Source organism: Paenibacillus camerounensis, assembly GCF_000723885.1.
Classification (GTDB): domain Bacteria; phylum Bacillota; class Bacilli; order Paenibacillales; family Paenibacillaceae; genus Paenibacillus_AQ; species Paenibacillus_AQ camerounensis.
Genome location: NZ_CCDG010000106.1, coordinates 1 through 15,784, shown reverse-complemented (window position 1 = coordinate 15,784; position 15,784 = coordinate 1). Strand labels below are relative to the sequence as shown.

11 protein-coding genes are annotated in these 15,784 nt (G+C 52.4%); 2 read left to right on the top strand and 9 right to left on the bottom strand.

The annotated features are described in order from the left end of the window. Positions 1 to 208: 208 nt before the first annotated feature. The 5 genes from treR to BN3772_RS28960 form a co-directional block, all read right to left on the bottom strand. On the bottom strand, positions 209 to 928 hold the full coding sequence (gene treR / locus BN3772_RS28980; protein WP_042203997.1) for a trehalose operon repressor: 720 nt from the start codon (positions 926 to 928) through the stop codon (positions 209 to 211). Positions 929 to 1,058: 130 nt separating this feature from the next. Continuing rightward, positions 1,059 to 3,035, bottom strand: coding sequence for a PTS system trehalose-specific EIIBC component (gene treP / locus BN3772_RS28975; protein ID WP_042203996.1), 1,977 nt, complete (start codon positions 3,033 to 3,035; stop codon positions 1,059 to 1,061). Between the two features lie 50 nt (positions 3,036 to 3,085). Then, positions 3,086 to 4,789: an alpha,alpha-phosphotrehalase gene (gene treC, locus BN3772_RS28970; RefSeq protein ID WP_042203993.1), complete on the bottom strand. Its 1,704-nt coding sequence runs from the start codon at positions 4,787 to 4,789 to the stop codon at positions 3,086 to 3,088. Positions 4,790 to 5,317: 528 nt separating this feature from the next. Then, complete coding sequence (locus tag BN3772_RS28965) at positions 5,318 to 6,223, bottom strand: dihydrodipicolinate synthase family protein (protein WP_042203991.1); 906 nt, start codon at positions 6,221 to 6,223, stop codon at positions 5,318 to 5,320. 268 nt (positions 6,224 to 6,491) lie between these two features. Then, on the bottom strand, positions 6,492 to 7,439 hold the full coding sequence (locus BN3772_RS28960; protein WP_042203988.1) for an aldo/keto reductase: 948 nt from the start codon (positions 7,437 to 7,439) through the stop codon (positions 6,492 to 6,494). A 157-nt stretch (positions 7,440 to 7,596) separates the two neighbouring features. Here BN3772_RS28960 and BN3772_RS28955 point away from each other — a divergent pair, with 157 nt between their 5' ends. Both BN3772_RS28955 and BN3772_RS28950 read left to right on the top strand, forming a co-directional pair. Continuing rightward, a complete protein-coding gene (locus BN3772_RS28955; RefSeq protein ID WP_042203984.1) occupies positions 7,597 to 8,271 on the top strand; it encodes a TetR/AcrR family transcriptional regulator in 675 nt (224 codons plus the stop codon). Between the two features lie 187 nt (positions 8,272 to 8,458). Continuing rightward, entirely contained in the window at positions 8,459 to 8,905 is a 447-nt protein-coding gene (locus BN3772_RS28950) for a DUF2268 domain-containing putative Zn-dependent protease (protein WP_341872599.1), read from the top strand. Positions 8,906 to 9,081: 176 nt separating this feature from the next. Here the strand turns inward: BN3772_RS28950 and BN3772_RS28945 are convergent, their stop codons facing one another. The 4 genes from BN3772_RS28945 to BN3772_RS28930 form a co-directional block, all read right to left on the bottom strand. Then, positions 9,082 to 9,462, bottom strand: coding sequence for a YbaN family protein (locus tag BN3772_RS28945; RefSeq protein WP_042203981.1), 381 nt, complete (start codon positions 9,460 to 9,462; stop codon positions 9,082 to 9,084). 278 nt (positions 9,463 to 9,740) lie between these two features. Further along, on the bottom strand, positions 9,741 to 12,986 hold the full coding sequence (locus tag BN3772_RS28940; RefSeq protein ID WP_086074821.1) for a 3-keto-alpha-glucoside-1,2-lyase-like domain-containing protein: 3,246 nt from the start codon (positions 12,984 to 12,986) through the stop codon (positions 9,741 to 9,743). Positions 12,987 to 13,910: 924 nt separating this feature from the next. After that, positions 13,911 to 14,909 carry an SGNH/GDSL hydrolase family protein gene (locus tag BN3772_RS28935; RefSeq protein WP_042203979.1) on the bottom strand — a complete coding sequence of 333 codons (999 nt, stop codon included), beginning with the start codon at positions 14,907 to 14,909 and terminating at the stop codon, positions 13,911 to 13,913. Next, positions 14,906 to 15,784, bottom strand: an 879-nt coding sequence (locus tag BN3772_RS28930) for an FAD-dependent oxidoreductase (RefSeq protein ID WP_042203978.1), incomplete at its 5' end; no start/stop codon positions are given. The genes BN3772_RS28930 and BN3772_RS28935, both read right to left, overlap by 4 nt.

Sequence of the window (15,784 nt, the reverse complement as noted above, 5' to 3'; positions counted from 1 at the left end):
CCTTATGTGTTAAAATGCAAGGCTGTTATTTATGAATACGCTTGCAATAGTAACACAGATAGCAGATGCTCCATATGCGGCTTTTTTAAGCAAGATAAGGGGTTTTTTAAGAAGCTTCGCGGAATGAGCCTTGTTGCCCGGTTGTGAAAATAAAACAAAAAAAGCATCCCGGCCTGTCGGCTCTAAGGATACTTTTTGGGGTGTACATCTACCGCCGCACACGTCTGGCAAAATCCACGAACTGGAACTTGTCCAGCCGGTGCCTGGATTCGGTGTACTGGAACAGCACGGTGTTCTCCAGATAGACGTAGTTCCGCACAACAACGATATGCGTATATTTCTTGAGATCAAGCAGGCGGTGGTCCTCCCCGGTCGAGGGCTCCACAGAGATCAGCTTTTTGGCGTAGCTGATCTTCAGCCCGAGCTCTCCTTCAAGATATTCGTAGATGGAGCCTGCGGCAATGTCCCTGCTCAGAAACGGCACAATATCGGCCCGGAAATAGTCCTTGTCCAGAATAATCCGTTCCCCTTCGATCTCCCTGGCCCGGATGACTTTCCAGATCAGGGCATCCTCTGGAATCTGCAGCTGTCTGGACGGCATAAGGCCGGCAGGCTCCTGCACGGTCTCTTCCACCAGAGTCCGTGACGGGCCGCCCAGCGTGTCAGACATCTCTTTGAAGGAAATGAGGCCGGTCACGGGAAAATCCATCCGGGTCATATCCAGCACAAACGAGCCGCGGCCCTTGATTTTGTGAATGTAGCCTTCCCGGAACAGCAGGTTAAGCGCTTTGCGCACCGTCTCCCGTGAGGTGCCGTAGCTTACGGCAAGCTCACTCTCGGACGGCAGCTTGGCTCCGGGCGGAAGCTGGCCGGAATGAATCCGGCTGCTATAGTCATTATAAATTTGCAGATAGATATTTTCTCTCATTGTTGATCACCGTCCTATATTGTATCATGCAATGCCGCTGGAAGCACCGCTTCAATTGTGGACAAGGCGTAACAGAAAAACAGCCCCGGAGGGCTGTCCATCTGCAGTCTTTTTACCGGTGCGTGCTCGTTCAGCCCTTAAGATGAATAGTCAGGATACCGGTCTGCTTGGCTGTCGCCGGTCCGGTCTTCTCTTCAATCCGTTCTACCATCTCCTGTCCGGCAGGAATGATAATCGGTGTAATGACCGGCAGACCGGCAGCGCGGATTGCATCCCTATCGAACTCCAGCAGCAGCTCTCCGGCCTGTACCTTGTCGCCGATATTCCGGTGCTGGGTAAACCCGTTGCCTTTTAGAGATACCGTATTGATTCCCACATGAATGAGCACCTGGACGCCGCTCGCATGTTCCAGAATCAGCGCATGTTTGCTCTTGATAACATGGGCGACGGTCGCATCAAACGGTGCATAGACCTTACCGTCAGACGGCTCGATTGCAATCCCTTCACCCATCTGCTTCTCGGCAAAAGCGGGATCAGGAACCTGCTCCAGCGGCACTGCCTTCCCGCTTATCGGTGCAGCCAGCTCAAGAATATTCACCGGCTCCTGCGATGCCTGAACGGAGCTGCGGCTGCTGAGCTCATCTGCTCCGCTCAACGCGCTGCTCCGGGCAGCCTCAGCCTGCTCATTTTTGTTAGCACGTTGAACGGCTACACGGCCATACAGCATAGTAGCAGCAAACGGCACTATGAGTACAATCGCCATCCCGATGAAGAACACGCCCCACTGGTTCGGAAAAATCGACAGGAAGCCGGGAATCCCGCCTACCCCGATGGACGAGGCACGTACGTTATTAAGTGTAAGCAGCATGCCGGCCAGACCGGACCCGATCAGCCCGAAGAAAAACGGATAACGGTAGCGGATATTAACCCCGAAGATTGCCGGCTCCGTAACGCCCAGGAAGGCAGATATAGAGGAGGTTGCGGCAAGCCCCTTGGCCTTCTGCTCCCGGACGATGAAGAACATGGCAAGTGCTGCAGCACCCTGGGCAATGTTGGACAGCGCCAGCATCGGCCACAGGAAGGTTCCGCCTTCACTGCCGATCAGCTGGACATCGACGGCAAGGAACGTATGGTGCATCCCGGTGATGACCAGCGCGGAATACAAGCCGCCATAGATCAGGCCTCCAAGCAGTGCAAAGTGGTCGAAGATATATACCAGACCGTCCGTAATGGCATTACCGATGGCAAACGTAAGCGGCCCGATGAGGGTGAACGCCAGAAACCCTGTAATTAGCAGCGCTACCGGTGCCACGACCAGCAGTTTAATGGAATCATGCACCCGCTTATTCAGGAACTTCTCAATAACGGCCAGAATATACGCCGAGACCAGTACCGGCAGCACCTGCCCCTGGTAACCGATCTTCTCAACATGCCAGCCGAACAAATTCCAGGTTGGCACCGTTCCTTCCAGCGAAGCATCAGCATAGCCGTAGGCACTCAGCAGATCCGGATGTACGAGGATCAGACCCAGTACAATCCCGAGCAGCGGACTGCCCCCGAAGCGTTTGACTGCGGACCAGCCGATCAGCGCCGGCAGGAAGGTGAAGGCTGTGCTGGCAATGGTATTGATGATAGAGGCAATATCACTCCATTGCGGATAGGCTTCAACCAGTGACTTCTCATACAGGAAAATCCCCGATCCGGTCAGGATATTATTAATTCCGAGCAGCAGACCTGCGGTAACGATGGCTGGAAGAATCGGAATAAAAATATCAGCCAGCGTCTTGATCGCCCGCTGCAGCGGATTCTGCTTGCGGGCAGCTGCGGATTTCACCTCGTCCTTGGAGGAGCGGGTACCGCCGGTAATCTTGATCATTTCTTCGTAGACGGTATCGACCGTTCCCGGCCCGATTACAATCTGGAACTGCCCCTGGGTCGAGAACTGCCCTTTGACCAGATCATTGCGGTCCAGCGCTTCCTTGTCCACCTTGCTCTCGTCATAGAGCGAGAATCTCAGCCGGGTTACGCAATGCGTCGCAACTTCGATATTCTCTTTACCCCCGACAGCCCGGACGATATCCTCGACATTTTTGCGGTCTATAGCCATGTGATCACTCCTTACCTGTTTTGATTATAATGATGCCGGCATGCTTCTCTTTAGCGGATCAGCCACATATAGGAGGCGTACGGGCTGAGCTGAAGCTCCTGTGCTAAAGACGGGGCTTCTGCCGTATTGCCGATCAGCAGCTCTTGTTCACTGCTGTCACCCAGTTCTGCCCATTGCCTGCCGCCGAAGCGGAAGGTGATCTCTTTTCTGCTGAAGTTCGAGACAACCACCAGCGTCGCTCCCTCTGCCTGTCTGGCATAAGCGAACACCTCAGGATGGGCCTCATCCAGTCTGCTGAAGCTCCCTTCCACAAACACGTCATGCTCCTTGCGCAGAGCAATCAGCCTGCGGTAGTGATGAAGGATGGACCCGGGATCGGCGAGCTCTTTGCGTACATTGATATCGGGATACCGCTCATCGACCTTGATCCACGGGGTTCCGGCAGTGAAGCCGGCGTTCGGACTGTCATCCCACTGCATCGGTGTCCGGGAATTGTCACGTGAACGCTCCTGCAGGATGCTGAGCGCTGTGCCCGGCTTTTTACCCTGCTCCTGCAAAATCCGGTACATATTCAGCGACTCGATATCGCGGAACTCCTCAATGCCCTTCCAGATCGGGTTCGGCATGCCGATTTCTTCGCCCTGATAGACATAAGGGGTGCCCTGCATGCCATGCAGCGTTGTTGCCAGCAGCTTCGCACTTTCCACGCGGTATGCCTTATCGTCGGTGAATCTGGAAATGGCCCGCGGCTGATCATGGTTGTTGAAGAACAAGGCATTCCAGCCCCTGCCCTGCTGCATTCCGGTCTGCCACTGCGTGAACAGCCGCTTCATCGCCTCAAAATCATACGGCATCAGCTCCCACTTCTGCCCGTTTGGATAATCCACCTTCAGATGATGGAAGTTGAACGTCATGGAGAACTCCCGCTCCTCAGGACTCGAATACCGGATACAATGCTCCAGCGTCGTCGAGGACATTTCCCCCACGGTAACCATCTCATAAGGCCCGAACACCTCATCGTACATCGCCTTAATGAATTCATGGACACGCGGACCGTCAGTGTAGAACTTGCGCCCGTCCCCCGGCGGCACACTGCCGTCATCATCAGGGAAGCTCTGATCCTTGGAGATCACGTTAATGACATCCATCCGAAAGCCATCAACACCCTTTTTGGCCCAGAACAGCATCATATCGTTCACTGCCCGGCGTACCTGCTCATTCTCCCAGTTGAGGTCTGCTTGCGTTTTGTCGTACAGGGTAAGAAAATACTGCCCCGACGCTTCGTCAAACTGCCAGGCCGGACCGCCGAACTTCGACTGCCAGTTGTTCGGCAGCCCGCCATCCGGGCCCGGGTCCTTCCAGATATAATAATCACGGTACGGGTTGTCTTTGCCGGAAGACGCCTGCTTGAACCACTCGTGTTCAACCGAGGTATGATTGACCACAATATCGGTCATCAGCTTCATGCCGCGCCGGTGCAGCTCCTGCACAAGCTCATCGAAGTCTTCCATTGTGCCGAAATCCGGGTTAATCGCCTCATAATCGGCCACGTCGTAACCGTTATCATACTGCGGTGAGACATAGACCGGCTGCAGCCAGACAATATCAATGCCGAGCTCCTGCAGGTAATTGAGCTTCTCTGTAAGCCCTTTAATATCTCCTGTTCCGTTGCCTGTCGTATCCTTAAAGCTCTTAGGGTATACCTGATACACCGTGGACCGGCGCCACCATTCCGAATACCGGGTCTGTGTCAAATGAAGCACCTCCAGAATTTGGTTCTCTTCCAATCATTAAACTTGTATATACAAGGTCAAACACTTCAAACAGTTTAAACCTGTATATACAGGTTGTCAATATGTCTGGGAATGGCGGCCAAAATGGGCTCTCCTAGTAAGATGGATAGGACGGCTGGATTAGTGGGAGTTTTCCCTTTGGTGGGGCCCGTTCGCGGCGGTTTGGCCAATTTAAGGGGATTTTTCCCCTTGGGTAGGCTCATTTGCGTACGGTTGGAGCGATTCAAGGGGATATTTCCCTTTAACGGGGCCCGTTTGCGGCGGTTAGGCCGGATTAGTGGGATTTCCCCCTTTAATATAGCTCGTCCGCTGGCGGTTGAGGCAATATAGTGTGATTTTTCCACTTGGCGGGTAGTTGGGGTGATCCAGTGGGATTTCCCTTTAATCCGGGGTATAGTTTATACATACGTCCACACAAAACAAAAGCCGCCTCCTGATGGAAGCGACTGTTTGTGTGCGAACTGCGAACAGTAACCAGCTAGTTTTCTTCTAATCCTGTAAACCTTCCAATGCTGTAATCTCCCGTAACGCTGCCGCCAGCTGCTCATTCACAGCTGAGCTCAAGGGTAACAGCGGCAGCAGAAGGGCTGGACCGGAAACGAAGCCCAATTGCTGAGCAATAGCCGAGGCAACACGGAGACTGCCGTATTGGCGGAATAAGGCCCATAGAGGTTCGAGCAATAATGAGTATTGCTCCGCTTCCGCCTCCCGTCCGGCCTGAGCCAGGCGGGTCAGCTGCAGGCAGATTCCGGGAAAGAGGCTGCCCAGCACAGAGAACCAAACCTCACAGCCTGCCTTTAAACCGGCTGCAGCAGTCGGATCTCCGCTAATACCAAGTGCCACACCGGATGGAACAAGTGCACGCAACTTCCCTATACGCGAACCGGCTGCTTCAGCCCCGGCAGGAACTCCGGGAATCTTGATGGCCCCGACATTGGGAAGCTGCGCAATCCTGCCGTGCAGCTCATCGCTGAAACGAAAATGTGTGGTATTGGGATTATCATATACACAGAGCGGTACAGACAGATTGGCGGTCACCTGTTCATACAGATGAAACACCTCTTCATCCGTCAAAGGCTGATAGGATACCGGAGCTAACAGAACAGCCCTTGCTCCTGCCCGCTGTGCATCCTCTGCCAAGTGCAGCACATCAAGTGTCCGCAGCGCACTTATGCTTGTCATTACAGGCGTATCTCCAGCCGCCTGGACAGCAAGCTGTAACACCCGTTCACGCTGTGCCCGGGTAAGATACGCATAATTCCCCGTTGAACCTAAGACACCGATTGAATCAACACATGCTGAAACCAGGCGTTCTATCAAAGGGATGAATTCTTGTTCGTTAACGCCCGTTTCATCTAACGGGGTAAGCGGAAACGCAGATAAACCCTGGAACATCAGACTGCACTCCTTCAGTAACAGACTAGTAATATTGAGCTAGTATATGAATAGACTGGCTCCGTTATAAGAGCCAATAACCAAATAAATTACTGATCCACTCCTGCCATAATACAAATTATGCAGACTACACTTCAGGCAGCTTGTACAATCCCCCTTACAATATAAAAACAGCCGCTAACCCGAACGGGAAGCAGCTATCTATCTTACTCTATCTTAAACTTTATCATTGCTCTATATCATTGCTCTATATCGTAGCTCCATATTGTTACTCTGCAACCGGGTAACGCCCCCCGAATGCATTAGGGCTGACTGCATCAATCCGCGCAAGGTCGTCAGCAGTAAGCTGAATATCGATAGCACCGGCATTTTCCTCCAGATACTTCCGGCGTTTGGTGCCGGGAATCGGTACCGTACCTTTGGCGATCGTCCAGGCAATGGCGAGCTGGGCGACCGAGCAGTTCTTTTCTGCGGCAATTTCTCCGAGCTTGTCTACTATGTCCACATTCTTCTGGAAGTTATCCCCCTGGAACCGCGGCAGGATTCTGCGCATATCATCTGGCTTGAAGTCCTCAAATTTCTGAAGCTCTCCGGTGATGAACCCTCGGCTTAACGGGCTGTAAGCTACAAAAGTAATCCCCAGCTCATTGACTACAGGGATAATTTCTTCCTCAACATCCCGGCTCCACAGGGAGTATTCCGTCTGCAGCGCAGAGATCGGATGCACGGCATGCGCCCGGCGGATGTTAGCTGCATCTGCTTCAGACAGGCCCAGATAGCGGACCTTGCCTGCTTTTACCAGATCAGACATTGCCCCTACAGTCTCCTCAATCGGTACATTAGGATCTACCCTGTGCTGATAATACAGGTCAATATAATCGAGGCCGAGACGGCGCAGACTCTCATCGACAGCTTTCTTCACGTAATCCGGATGCCCTCCAATAAACGCCCAGTTCGGCCCGAACGTAAATTTGGTTGCCACTACAGCCTGCTCTCTCCGGCCCTTCAAGGCTTTGCCCAGCAGCTCCTCATTATGTCCGTTCCCGTAGGTATCGGCGGTATCCAGCAGCGTAACTCCCAGCTCCAGAGCACGGTGTACGGTTTTTACGGATTCTTCATCGTCTACAGAGCCGTATATGCCCGGAGACATCCCCATCATGCCCAATCCCATAGAAGAAATAACTAGCTCACTGTTTCCGAGTCTCTGTGTTTTCATATCCGATTTTCCTCTCTTTTATGGATTAGCTTCGACAGTTAGCTTAGCACACGGGTAATACAAAGTAAACACTTTTTATGTTTTTTGTCTATTTTGTATAAATTCGATCTATTGGATGAAAATTCAGGTTATAATACACCATAAGGGGGTTTTGATTTTGAACAATGTTATAAGCAACTCGGATAAAATAAAAGAAACACGCTCCAGGCTAATCTCTAAGCTGCTGCCCTATCTGCGGAAAAACGGGCTGCAATCCGTGCGGATGGATGAAATCGCCAGAGTAACGGAGGTCAGCCGGGCTACTTTATATAAGTATTTTTCAACAAAAGAGGAGATTATCGGCTATATTGTCGAAGGCTTTGTTACATACATGACTGAACAGCTGGCTTCCTCGCCGCTGGAGTCTGAGGAGAGCTTCGGCATCCGGTTTCAGCAGATGTTTGAGCAGTCCGTCTCGCTGACCATATATTTTACGGAGATCTTCCTAAAGGACCTCGAAACCAGCTATCCCGACTGGTACAGCCGGTTCACTGAAGGTATGCAGCAGCGGGAGGAGCAGATTCTGGCCTATTATCAGGAGGGAATCCGGCGGGGCCTGTTTCATGAGCTGAACGGAAAAATCCTCATTATGCAGGATGAGCTTCTGCGGGGAATGCTGAATGTCAAATATCTGATGACCAATCAGCTGACGGTGGAGCAGGTATTAACGGACTATTATCAGCTCAAAAAAATTCAGCTGTTCAAAGCAGACAAGCTGTCCGCCATTGACGACGCCCTGATGAAGCCGAGAATTGAGCATTTGACGCATAAGGTTACGGGCAGTCTTTTTTGAACACAGCAAACTGTACATTTCTATAAAAGAAATGCACGATCGCACGGGCTCTGCCAGACATCTGTAATTATCATGCTAACCTTTGACCGACTCCGCTGTCATTCCACGCCGTAATTTGCCACGAATACAGTCATTGTTATGATCGAAGGCTTGAGCAGCAGCCCAGCGGCCTGCAGGAGCCGGAAAGATTATTGTCCCATACAGCTTCTACTTAACAGATGATATGATCCGTGTCGGGATCGCCCATGAGTATCATCATCATATATGGGCGGAGAAAAATCTAACCCCGGAAACCACTTTCCGGATCTTGGATAATGTCGTTTTTGAAGGCAAAGCAGTTATGTTTGAGAAGCTGATCTATAAGGATATTGAATCCACTTTAATCTATCCGGAATATGACAAGAAGTATTGGTCCCGAACGGAGCCCTATTTGAAGGGAAGCAACTATGATATGCAATCGAAGATTTTATACGGGAACGGGAACGAATATCCGAATGCCTACGGTTATAGCGAAGGCTACAAAATGGTCCGGTCCTACCTTGATCTGCATCCAGAGACTTCTCCGGCAGAATGGACTGCCTTGAACGCTGAGACTATTTTTGAGGAAGGTCATTACTCCGATCATTATAAATAACCCGGGCATTTCTTAAGCTCTTTCCACTCCCCGAAAGCTGCCAATAGATAGCCGATTCTCAGCTCCATAGAGACTGCCTCCAGCGGTGACACAGTAAGCTTAGTTGGCCAGAATGCCCTGCACAATATACTTTTTGGAGTGCTTCACCAGACCGGGAAGCCTGCCGTTCATCATCTTTAATGACTTTTTAGGCGGTCGACACGGATGGTTGTAATATGTCTGGCAAAATAATAATATTTCCCGATGGCTACAGTAATCAGCAGAATCCGGAACGCCGTACTGTCAGTAACAAAAAAAGCAATAAGCAGCATAGTTGAAGCAAAGCTCTGGATAAGCACCTTATCTTTCAGTGTCATGGAGCGTGATTCGGCAAAGCTCTTCAAGTGCTTTTTATATAGTCCGGTAGATAAAAACCACCCGTGAAACCGCTCTGACCCGCGGGAAAAGCAAAAGGCAGCGAGCAGCAATAATGGCGTTGTAGGTAATACTGGCAAAAACACCCCTGCAGCACCGAGGCCCACACACACAAATCCAACAAATATATAGATGTATTTCAATCTTTCCGCCTCCGTACGATATAGAGTTGAACGCTCCGATAAATTAGCTGTACCATACATATCATCATTGAGAATATTTCTCAATGATGATTGTAACAAAGTATCCGCTATCCCTCTGTTGCCATGGCAACAAAACGGAGAAGAAGTATGGAGAATAAGGCGGTAAACAGCATTGAAACGGCAGTCAAAGACTTGATAAATGAAGTCATTGACTGCCGCTGGTATTAAACTATCGTTTTCCGTTTCTTCAAAGCACCGTTCATCAGCAAATGTTCACTTCAATCTTTCGTATCCGTTGTCTCGAGCAAATCTGTAACTGTTACACTATCGCTGTTGTCCACTGAGTTGGCCGGCGCATAGACATTGAGGGTCACCGTCAAGGGTCCGCTGGCCGTTTTGATGCCTGCAGTGAGTACATCATCAAAAGCCGCATCAACCGAGGTGGTTCTAAAACCGATTTTTCCGGCTGTTAATTCGGTTACCGGATTGGTCCACTCGACTTTACGCTCCCCGTCGGCATACCCCTTTATTGTGTTCCCCTGAACGATAACCTTCAGCGTATACCATTGCTTCGCAACCGCCGTGAACGGCGTGCTGGATACGTTGGTCAATACGCCGTCCACCGCTTTGAACAGCTCCAGCTTCTGGTTCGCTCCATTCACACGGTACATATAGTAATTAAGGGAGTCCTTCAGCCTGAACACTAGGCCGGCATTGGCATTGGTGATCGGAATTCTGACCTTGGCTTCATAAGCATAATCCTCCCATGCATCATTGCCGGCTGTAATGAGGCCTGTTGTGTTCGCCTTCTGGACCAGCGGCTTCGTTGCTTCAGCCGTTGCTGCCGACCAGATGCCGGAGGAGACGGTCCATAACGGTGTAACGCCGCCTTCAAAATCCTCGCTGAACAGGACGGCATCCCGATCTGCATCTACGGGGGTGTCATCCTTGTCGATGACATCAATCGTAAAGCTCTTTTCCACATAGAGACCGCCCGAGTCCGTGGCCCTTACGCGGATGATATAGCTGTTCTTGGTTTCGTAGTCCGGGGAAGTACGAAGGAACAGTGTATTCCCCAGCACCGCGATGGAAAAGCTGCCGTTGTCGGTATCACCTGCTCCCGGAACCAGCGCATAGGAAAAGGTCTCTCCGGCATCCGGATCAACTGCGCTTAGCGTTCCCACCATGCCTCCCGCGGTCGTATTTTCCGCTATGCTGACCTGCGAGAGCACAATGTCTGTCGGCGCTTCATTGACTGCGGAAACAACGGCATCGTCGAACAGAATTTTGGCCGAGGTTGTCCGGAAGCCAATGCCTCCCGAAGTTAATTCGTTTACGCTATTTGTCCATTCCGTCTTTAATTGGCCGTCCACATATCCTTTAACCGCGTTCCCTTTCACAACCACCTTTACCGTGTACCACTGCTTGGCAGGGGTGAAATCAACACTGCTCAGAACAGAGGACAATGTCCCGTCTAGGGATTTGAACAGCTCCAGCTTTTTGCTCTTGGCATTGATCCGGTACATATAGAAATTTTTGTTGTCCTTCACCCTGAAGAGAAGCCCTGCGTTCTCCTCTCCATTGATGAATGGAAGGTACAGCTTCGCCTCATAGGTATAATCCGTCCATGGGGCACTGTCATTCGCCGTAATAAGATACGTTGTAGTCTGGCTTCCAGTGGCCAGCACCTGGTTTCCGGCTTCTTCCTTAACCGACCAGGTACCCGCCGCCGCTGTCCAGCCCGTGTAATTGCCGTCTTCAAAATGATCGCTGAAAAGAGAAGGGCTGGAATTGGCAATGACCACGCCGCTCACATTTTCATTTTTCACTGCCGCCTTCAGATCGCTCAGGCTTGTTGCCAGCTTGCCCTTCACATAAACATCCGTGAACGTCACTCCGTTCACCATTCCGCCCCGGACGACATTCCCCTGGATCGGGGACTCGCCTCCCGTTTCGCGGACATTGATGTTTTTGAGCACGACATTGCTTACATCGCCGGCTGTGCTGGTGGAAATCCGGAGCCAGTAATTCCCGAACTGGTTGATGCCGACCCGCTCGATATCAATATTTTCAAATGTAACGTCCTTGGCCCAACCTTCCACCGGAAGCGGATTTTCCGTATAAGCATGATCTACCAGCAGCGCCCGGGCACTTTGATACACATATGAATTACGGATGGTGACACCGACCTGCGGCGTGCATATGCCCATCCCCAGCTTGAAGGCTGCGCAGCGTGTCCAGGCCAGACAGTCGTCAAAGACCACGTTGCTCAGGCTCTCAATGGCTCCCGGCCAGTCTTTGGACATCCCCTTCTGCGGCCACGTTTTGGTGGAAAACGTATCGTCATCCGAGATGGCAATGGCATGCTTCACCAGCACGTTCTGGCTCTCATTGATATCAATGGCGTCATCTTCAAGCACATGCAAGTCCTGGAAGCCCTTGTAATTCGTAATCTTCACATTGTCGGAACGGACCACCAGGAATGCCCAGAACCCGCCATCCCGCAAGGTCAAGCCGTCAAACGTAAAATGGCTCGTTGCGATGGGAACGACCAGATTATTGATAAAGCCTTCCCCTTTTTTGTGAGTCGGCGGCGGATCGGTCATTTTCCGCTTCCGCATCTCGATCCCTTTCCCGTCGATGGTTCCGCGTCCGCGCATGGTGATATTCTCGGAGTTAACGGCCGTGCGGATAAAATAAGTTCCGTCCGAGATAGAATCCTTCCGGAAGTCATTCCGGTAATCCTCTCCCCTGCCTGTGCCGACAATGACGGCGCCTCCCGCTAGATAGAAGATGACATTGCTTTTTAAGGTCAGGTTGCTGCTCTTGTAGACGCCAGCCGGGATATACACAATGCCGCCTCCGGCTTGATTGGCATCGTCAATGGCCTTCTGAATTGCATTCGATGTGATGGTCGTCCCGGAGCTGTCCGCGTTGTACGGCGCAGCGGTTACATTGTAAATTCCGGGACCTGAAGAGGCGGGTATATCCGTTTCGAGCGGATCGGCGGCGATAACAAGCCGTTTTCTCCGTTTTTCCGGGTCAGGCTCATCCGCCTTTTCATTGGGGGCTTGATTGATATCCACGATCACATAGGTTGAGGCAGAAAGGGTAAAGGTCAGTTTATTTCCGCTCACTGTCCCCTGGATATTCTTGGCGAGCGGACTGATCGAATAATTGGTGATCGGCTGGTTCGCCGTAACCTCAAGGGTGACGGTTCCTGAAAATGAAAACTGCGCGTAATCATAGTCAGGCAAATATTTGATGACGGGGACTGCCTCTGAATCCGCTTTCAATGAAAACACGGCGGATGCATCATAAATATCGGGCTTCGGATAGTTCTGAATGACTGCCGCCCCCTGCGCATTCTGCGGAGAAGCCGGGGACTCGGCTGCCCCTGCAGAATCTGTTGCTGTTAGCGAGTAGCTTGGATCGGCTTCGTCCGCCCCCGCTGTCTGCGGAATAAACCCGGCAAGCATGACGGCGAACGCTAATAAAAGAACCATTGCTTTTTTAATACGCATATTGGCCTCCTCAAAATAAATAATCTATATAGAACGTCATTAAGAGACTAACGAACCGTCTCCTGTTCCTGCCTCAGGTAAAGCATTGGGCAGCGGATGGATCTCCCTTGCCAAAGCGCTAACCTTAGTCAGTCGGTTCGGAGCCAAATCAGTTTTAAGTGTAGTTTGTGCAATTAAAACAGGGGAATTTAGTCATTTTAAGAAGATAACTGTATTCTGTACATCTATTTTTCGCGAAAAAGCCGGTTCGGGGCGTTTTCGGCAAATATAAATGTATTGAGTGCAGTTAAAACCTGCTGCGAAGCTAATTAGCCTAGTTTAGTTGCAGAAAGTACAGTTATTTTAGCCCGTCTCATTCATGATGCCGTGCCATTACCTGCGAAACAAGGCAAGTGCATCACCCAGAAGAAGGAGAGGCGGACGCTGCCGCCTTTATTTGGTTTTACAGGATCTTCTCTCTGCTCCCCCCAGCAAAAAAATGGCTTTGATGTTGGACAACAGCCCGATTCATTACGCTACCGAGTTACAGCTGTTTCCCAAGGAGAATCCGTATTTGCAGCTCGGTTTTCTATCACCTTACAACCCAAACCGGAACCCTGCTGCTAAAGGACTTTAGCTGTGGAGGCGATAGATTATCTCCATGTGAGGTTATAAACGTAATTGCGGTTTACATAACCCTTACGCACGGGCACACCCGGTAGAACCTGACCCTTCCGGTACATCAGCTCCTTTCCTTCCTGCTTCTCCTTTTGGGCTCCGGGGATAGTAATCGCTTTCATATCCCTTTGCACGGAGCTATTCATTTACTATAATGCTTGTCCAAAAAGAAAAGAGCGGGGTAAGCCCACTCTCCAGGGATAAAAATGGACTGTTCTGAAATTCTGCGGAGCATTCGGGGCGCCAAGCAACCGGTACTGGTTCCCGTTACTTATCTGCTGTACGGTACACGCCCTCCAAAAGCCCCGGGAAGCGCCTGCCCATCAGCTCGTACCCATCGGCTCCGGGATGCAGACCGTCCGTAAGGAAGGGCTCTTCCTCCGCCCCGAGCCAATCCAGCCCGTCCCGGCAGTATAGATAGCGGTCGCCCCGCTCCCGCAGCAGCTCCACTGTCTCGCGGATGGCTTCGCGCATCATTGGCAGAGTGAAGCCCAGCGGATTGGGCTCTGTTTCACGGATGGTGCCATAGACCGGAGTAATGACAAGCAGCGGAGTTTCCTTATGCCTATCACGGATGGTCTCCAGCAGTCCGATCAGCAGCGGCTTGAACATACGCGGGCTTAAGGTGGCAGCGCCGTAGATATTCACCCCCGCACAAATGGAGATGAAATCCGCCGGCAGATCGCGGATCATCCGCCCGATCATCGGCTCCATATGGCAGTTGCCGGAGAAGCCGAGGCTGGTCAGGTTGAAGCCGCAGGCCTCGGCTGCAATGGCAGGCCAGGTACGCGAAGGGCCGGATGCCGCGACGCATTGCGTAATGGAGCTGCCGTAGGTGACCCAGCGGGGCCGGTCGTCCGGCAGCGGGACGCCGAATGCTCCGGCACTGATCCGCAGACCGGTGACAGTCATGCCTGTATTCTGCGGGAGCCAGATTTCTATATCCTTGGTCCCGCCGGACAATCCGCCGAAATACGCTTCCGTCGCACCGGCCGGCAGATGGAGCGTCTGGAGGAGTGCTCCTCCAGCCACGCAATCCATCGCGGCATCCTCTGCAAGCGGCGTGAACGAAACCGCAACCTCCGCGGAATCCGTGCGCAGCCGCAGGCGGACACCGGCGCAGATTTCCGCTTTCCCCTCGATCCCCCCGGGCGGATACAGCCCGTAATCTTGGTAAGGAATCCGCCAAGGCTTAATTCCGCCTTCAAGGTGCTCCAGCGAGACGGCGCCGTGAAAACATGCGTCCGTTAGAGCAACCCGCCTCACGGCGTGTTCCCTTCCTTCTCCTTCTCGGCGGGTACCCGGTCCTCACCCAGCCACACATCCTGCTCCAGCAGCCGCCGCTGAAGCTCAGCAACGGATATGCCCCGTGAGCCGGTGCCGCCTTGCAGCGCAAGCACAGCCGCCGTGCCGGCGGCCTGGCCCATAGAGAAGCAGTTCGGCATAACCCTCAGGGAGCCCTGAACCGCCCGGTCCGAGGATACGGAGCGTCCGGCCACCCACAGATTGTCAATGCCGAGCGGCAGCATGATCCGGTAAGGCACGCCATGCGAAATGCCCGGAGGCAGATGGTTGAAGGTCATATCGCTTTTGCTGTTGGCGAGATGGATGTCAATATAATAGGCATTGCGGGCAATGTCGTCGGGAAAGGAACGGGCTGTAATGAAATCATCCACGGTCAGGATATAATCCCCTTCAATGCGGCGGGTCTCCCGGATGCCGAGCTGCTCTCCGCTCGCTACCATATGGGCGTTCTCAAAGCCCGGCACATACTTGCGGAAGAACTGCAGCTGGCGCTCCGCCGTGCGGCGCCCTTCAATCGCCCCGCGCGTCAGATCCTCGGCAAGGGTTCCGTCGATGCCAAACACATGGCCGAAGTTGACCCCTACGAGATAGTCGCTCACCCAGGCAAGACCGGAAATCGACTTGCGGCCCTCCGGCAGCGCTCCTTCGGCGATCGCCAGCTCCACTGTTGTGTGCAGCTGGCCCGTATCTCCGCTCTCCTCCAGGAAACGGCTGAACTTCGGGCGGTCGACATTTGCCAGCAGGTAGCACATGCTGCCGGGCTGGAGCTCGCCCTCCTCTCCGCCCTTCTGGAAAGGAACGCCTGCCAGCGCGGCGATGTCTCCATCTCCGGTACA

Excerpts from the sequence above, each read along its gene's own strand:
- treP (WP_042203996.1), bottom strand. The coding sequence starts at position 3,035 with ATGGCTATAGACCGCAAAAATGTCGAGGATATCGTCCGGGCTGTCGGG.
- BN3772_RS28960 (WP_042203988.1), bottom strand. The coding sequence starts at position 7,439 with ATGAAAACACAGAGACTCGGAAACAGTGAGCTAGTTATTTCTTCTATG.
- treR (WP_042203997.1), bottom strand. The coding sequence starts at position 928 with ATGAGAGAAAATATCTATCTGCAAATTTATAATGACTATAGCAGCCGG.
- BN3772_RS28940 (WP_086074821.1), bottom strand. The coding sequence starts at position 12,986 with ATGCGTATTAAAAAAGCAATGGTTCTTTTATTAGCGTTCGCCGTCATG.
- BN3772_RS28965 (WP_042203991.1), bottom strand. The coding sequence starts at position 6,223 with ATGTTCCAGGGTTTATCTGCGTTTCCGCTTACCCCGTTAGATGAAACG.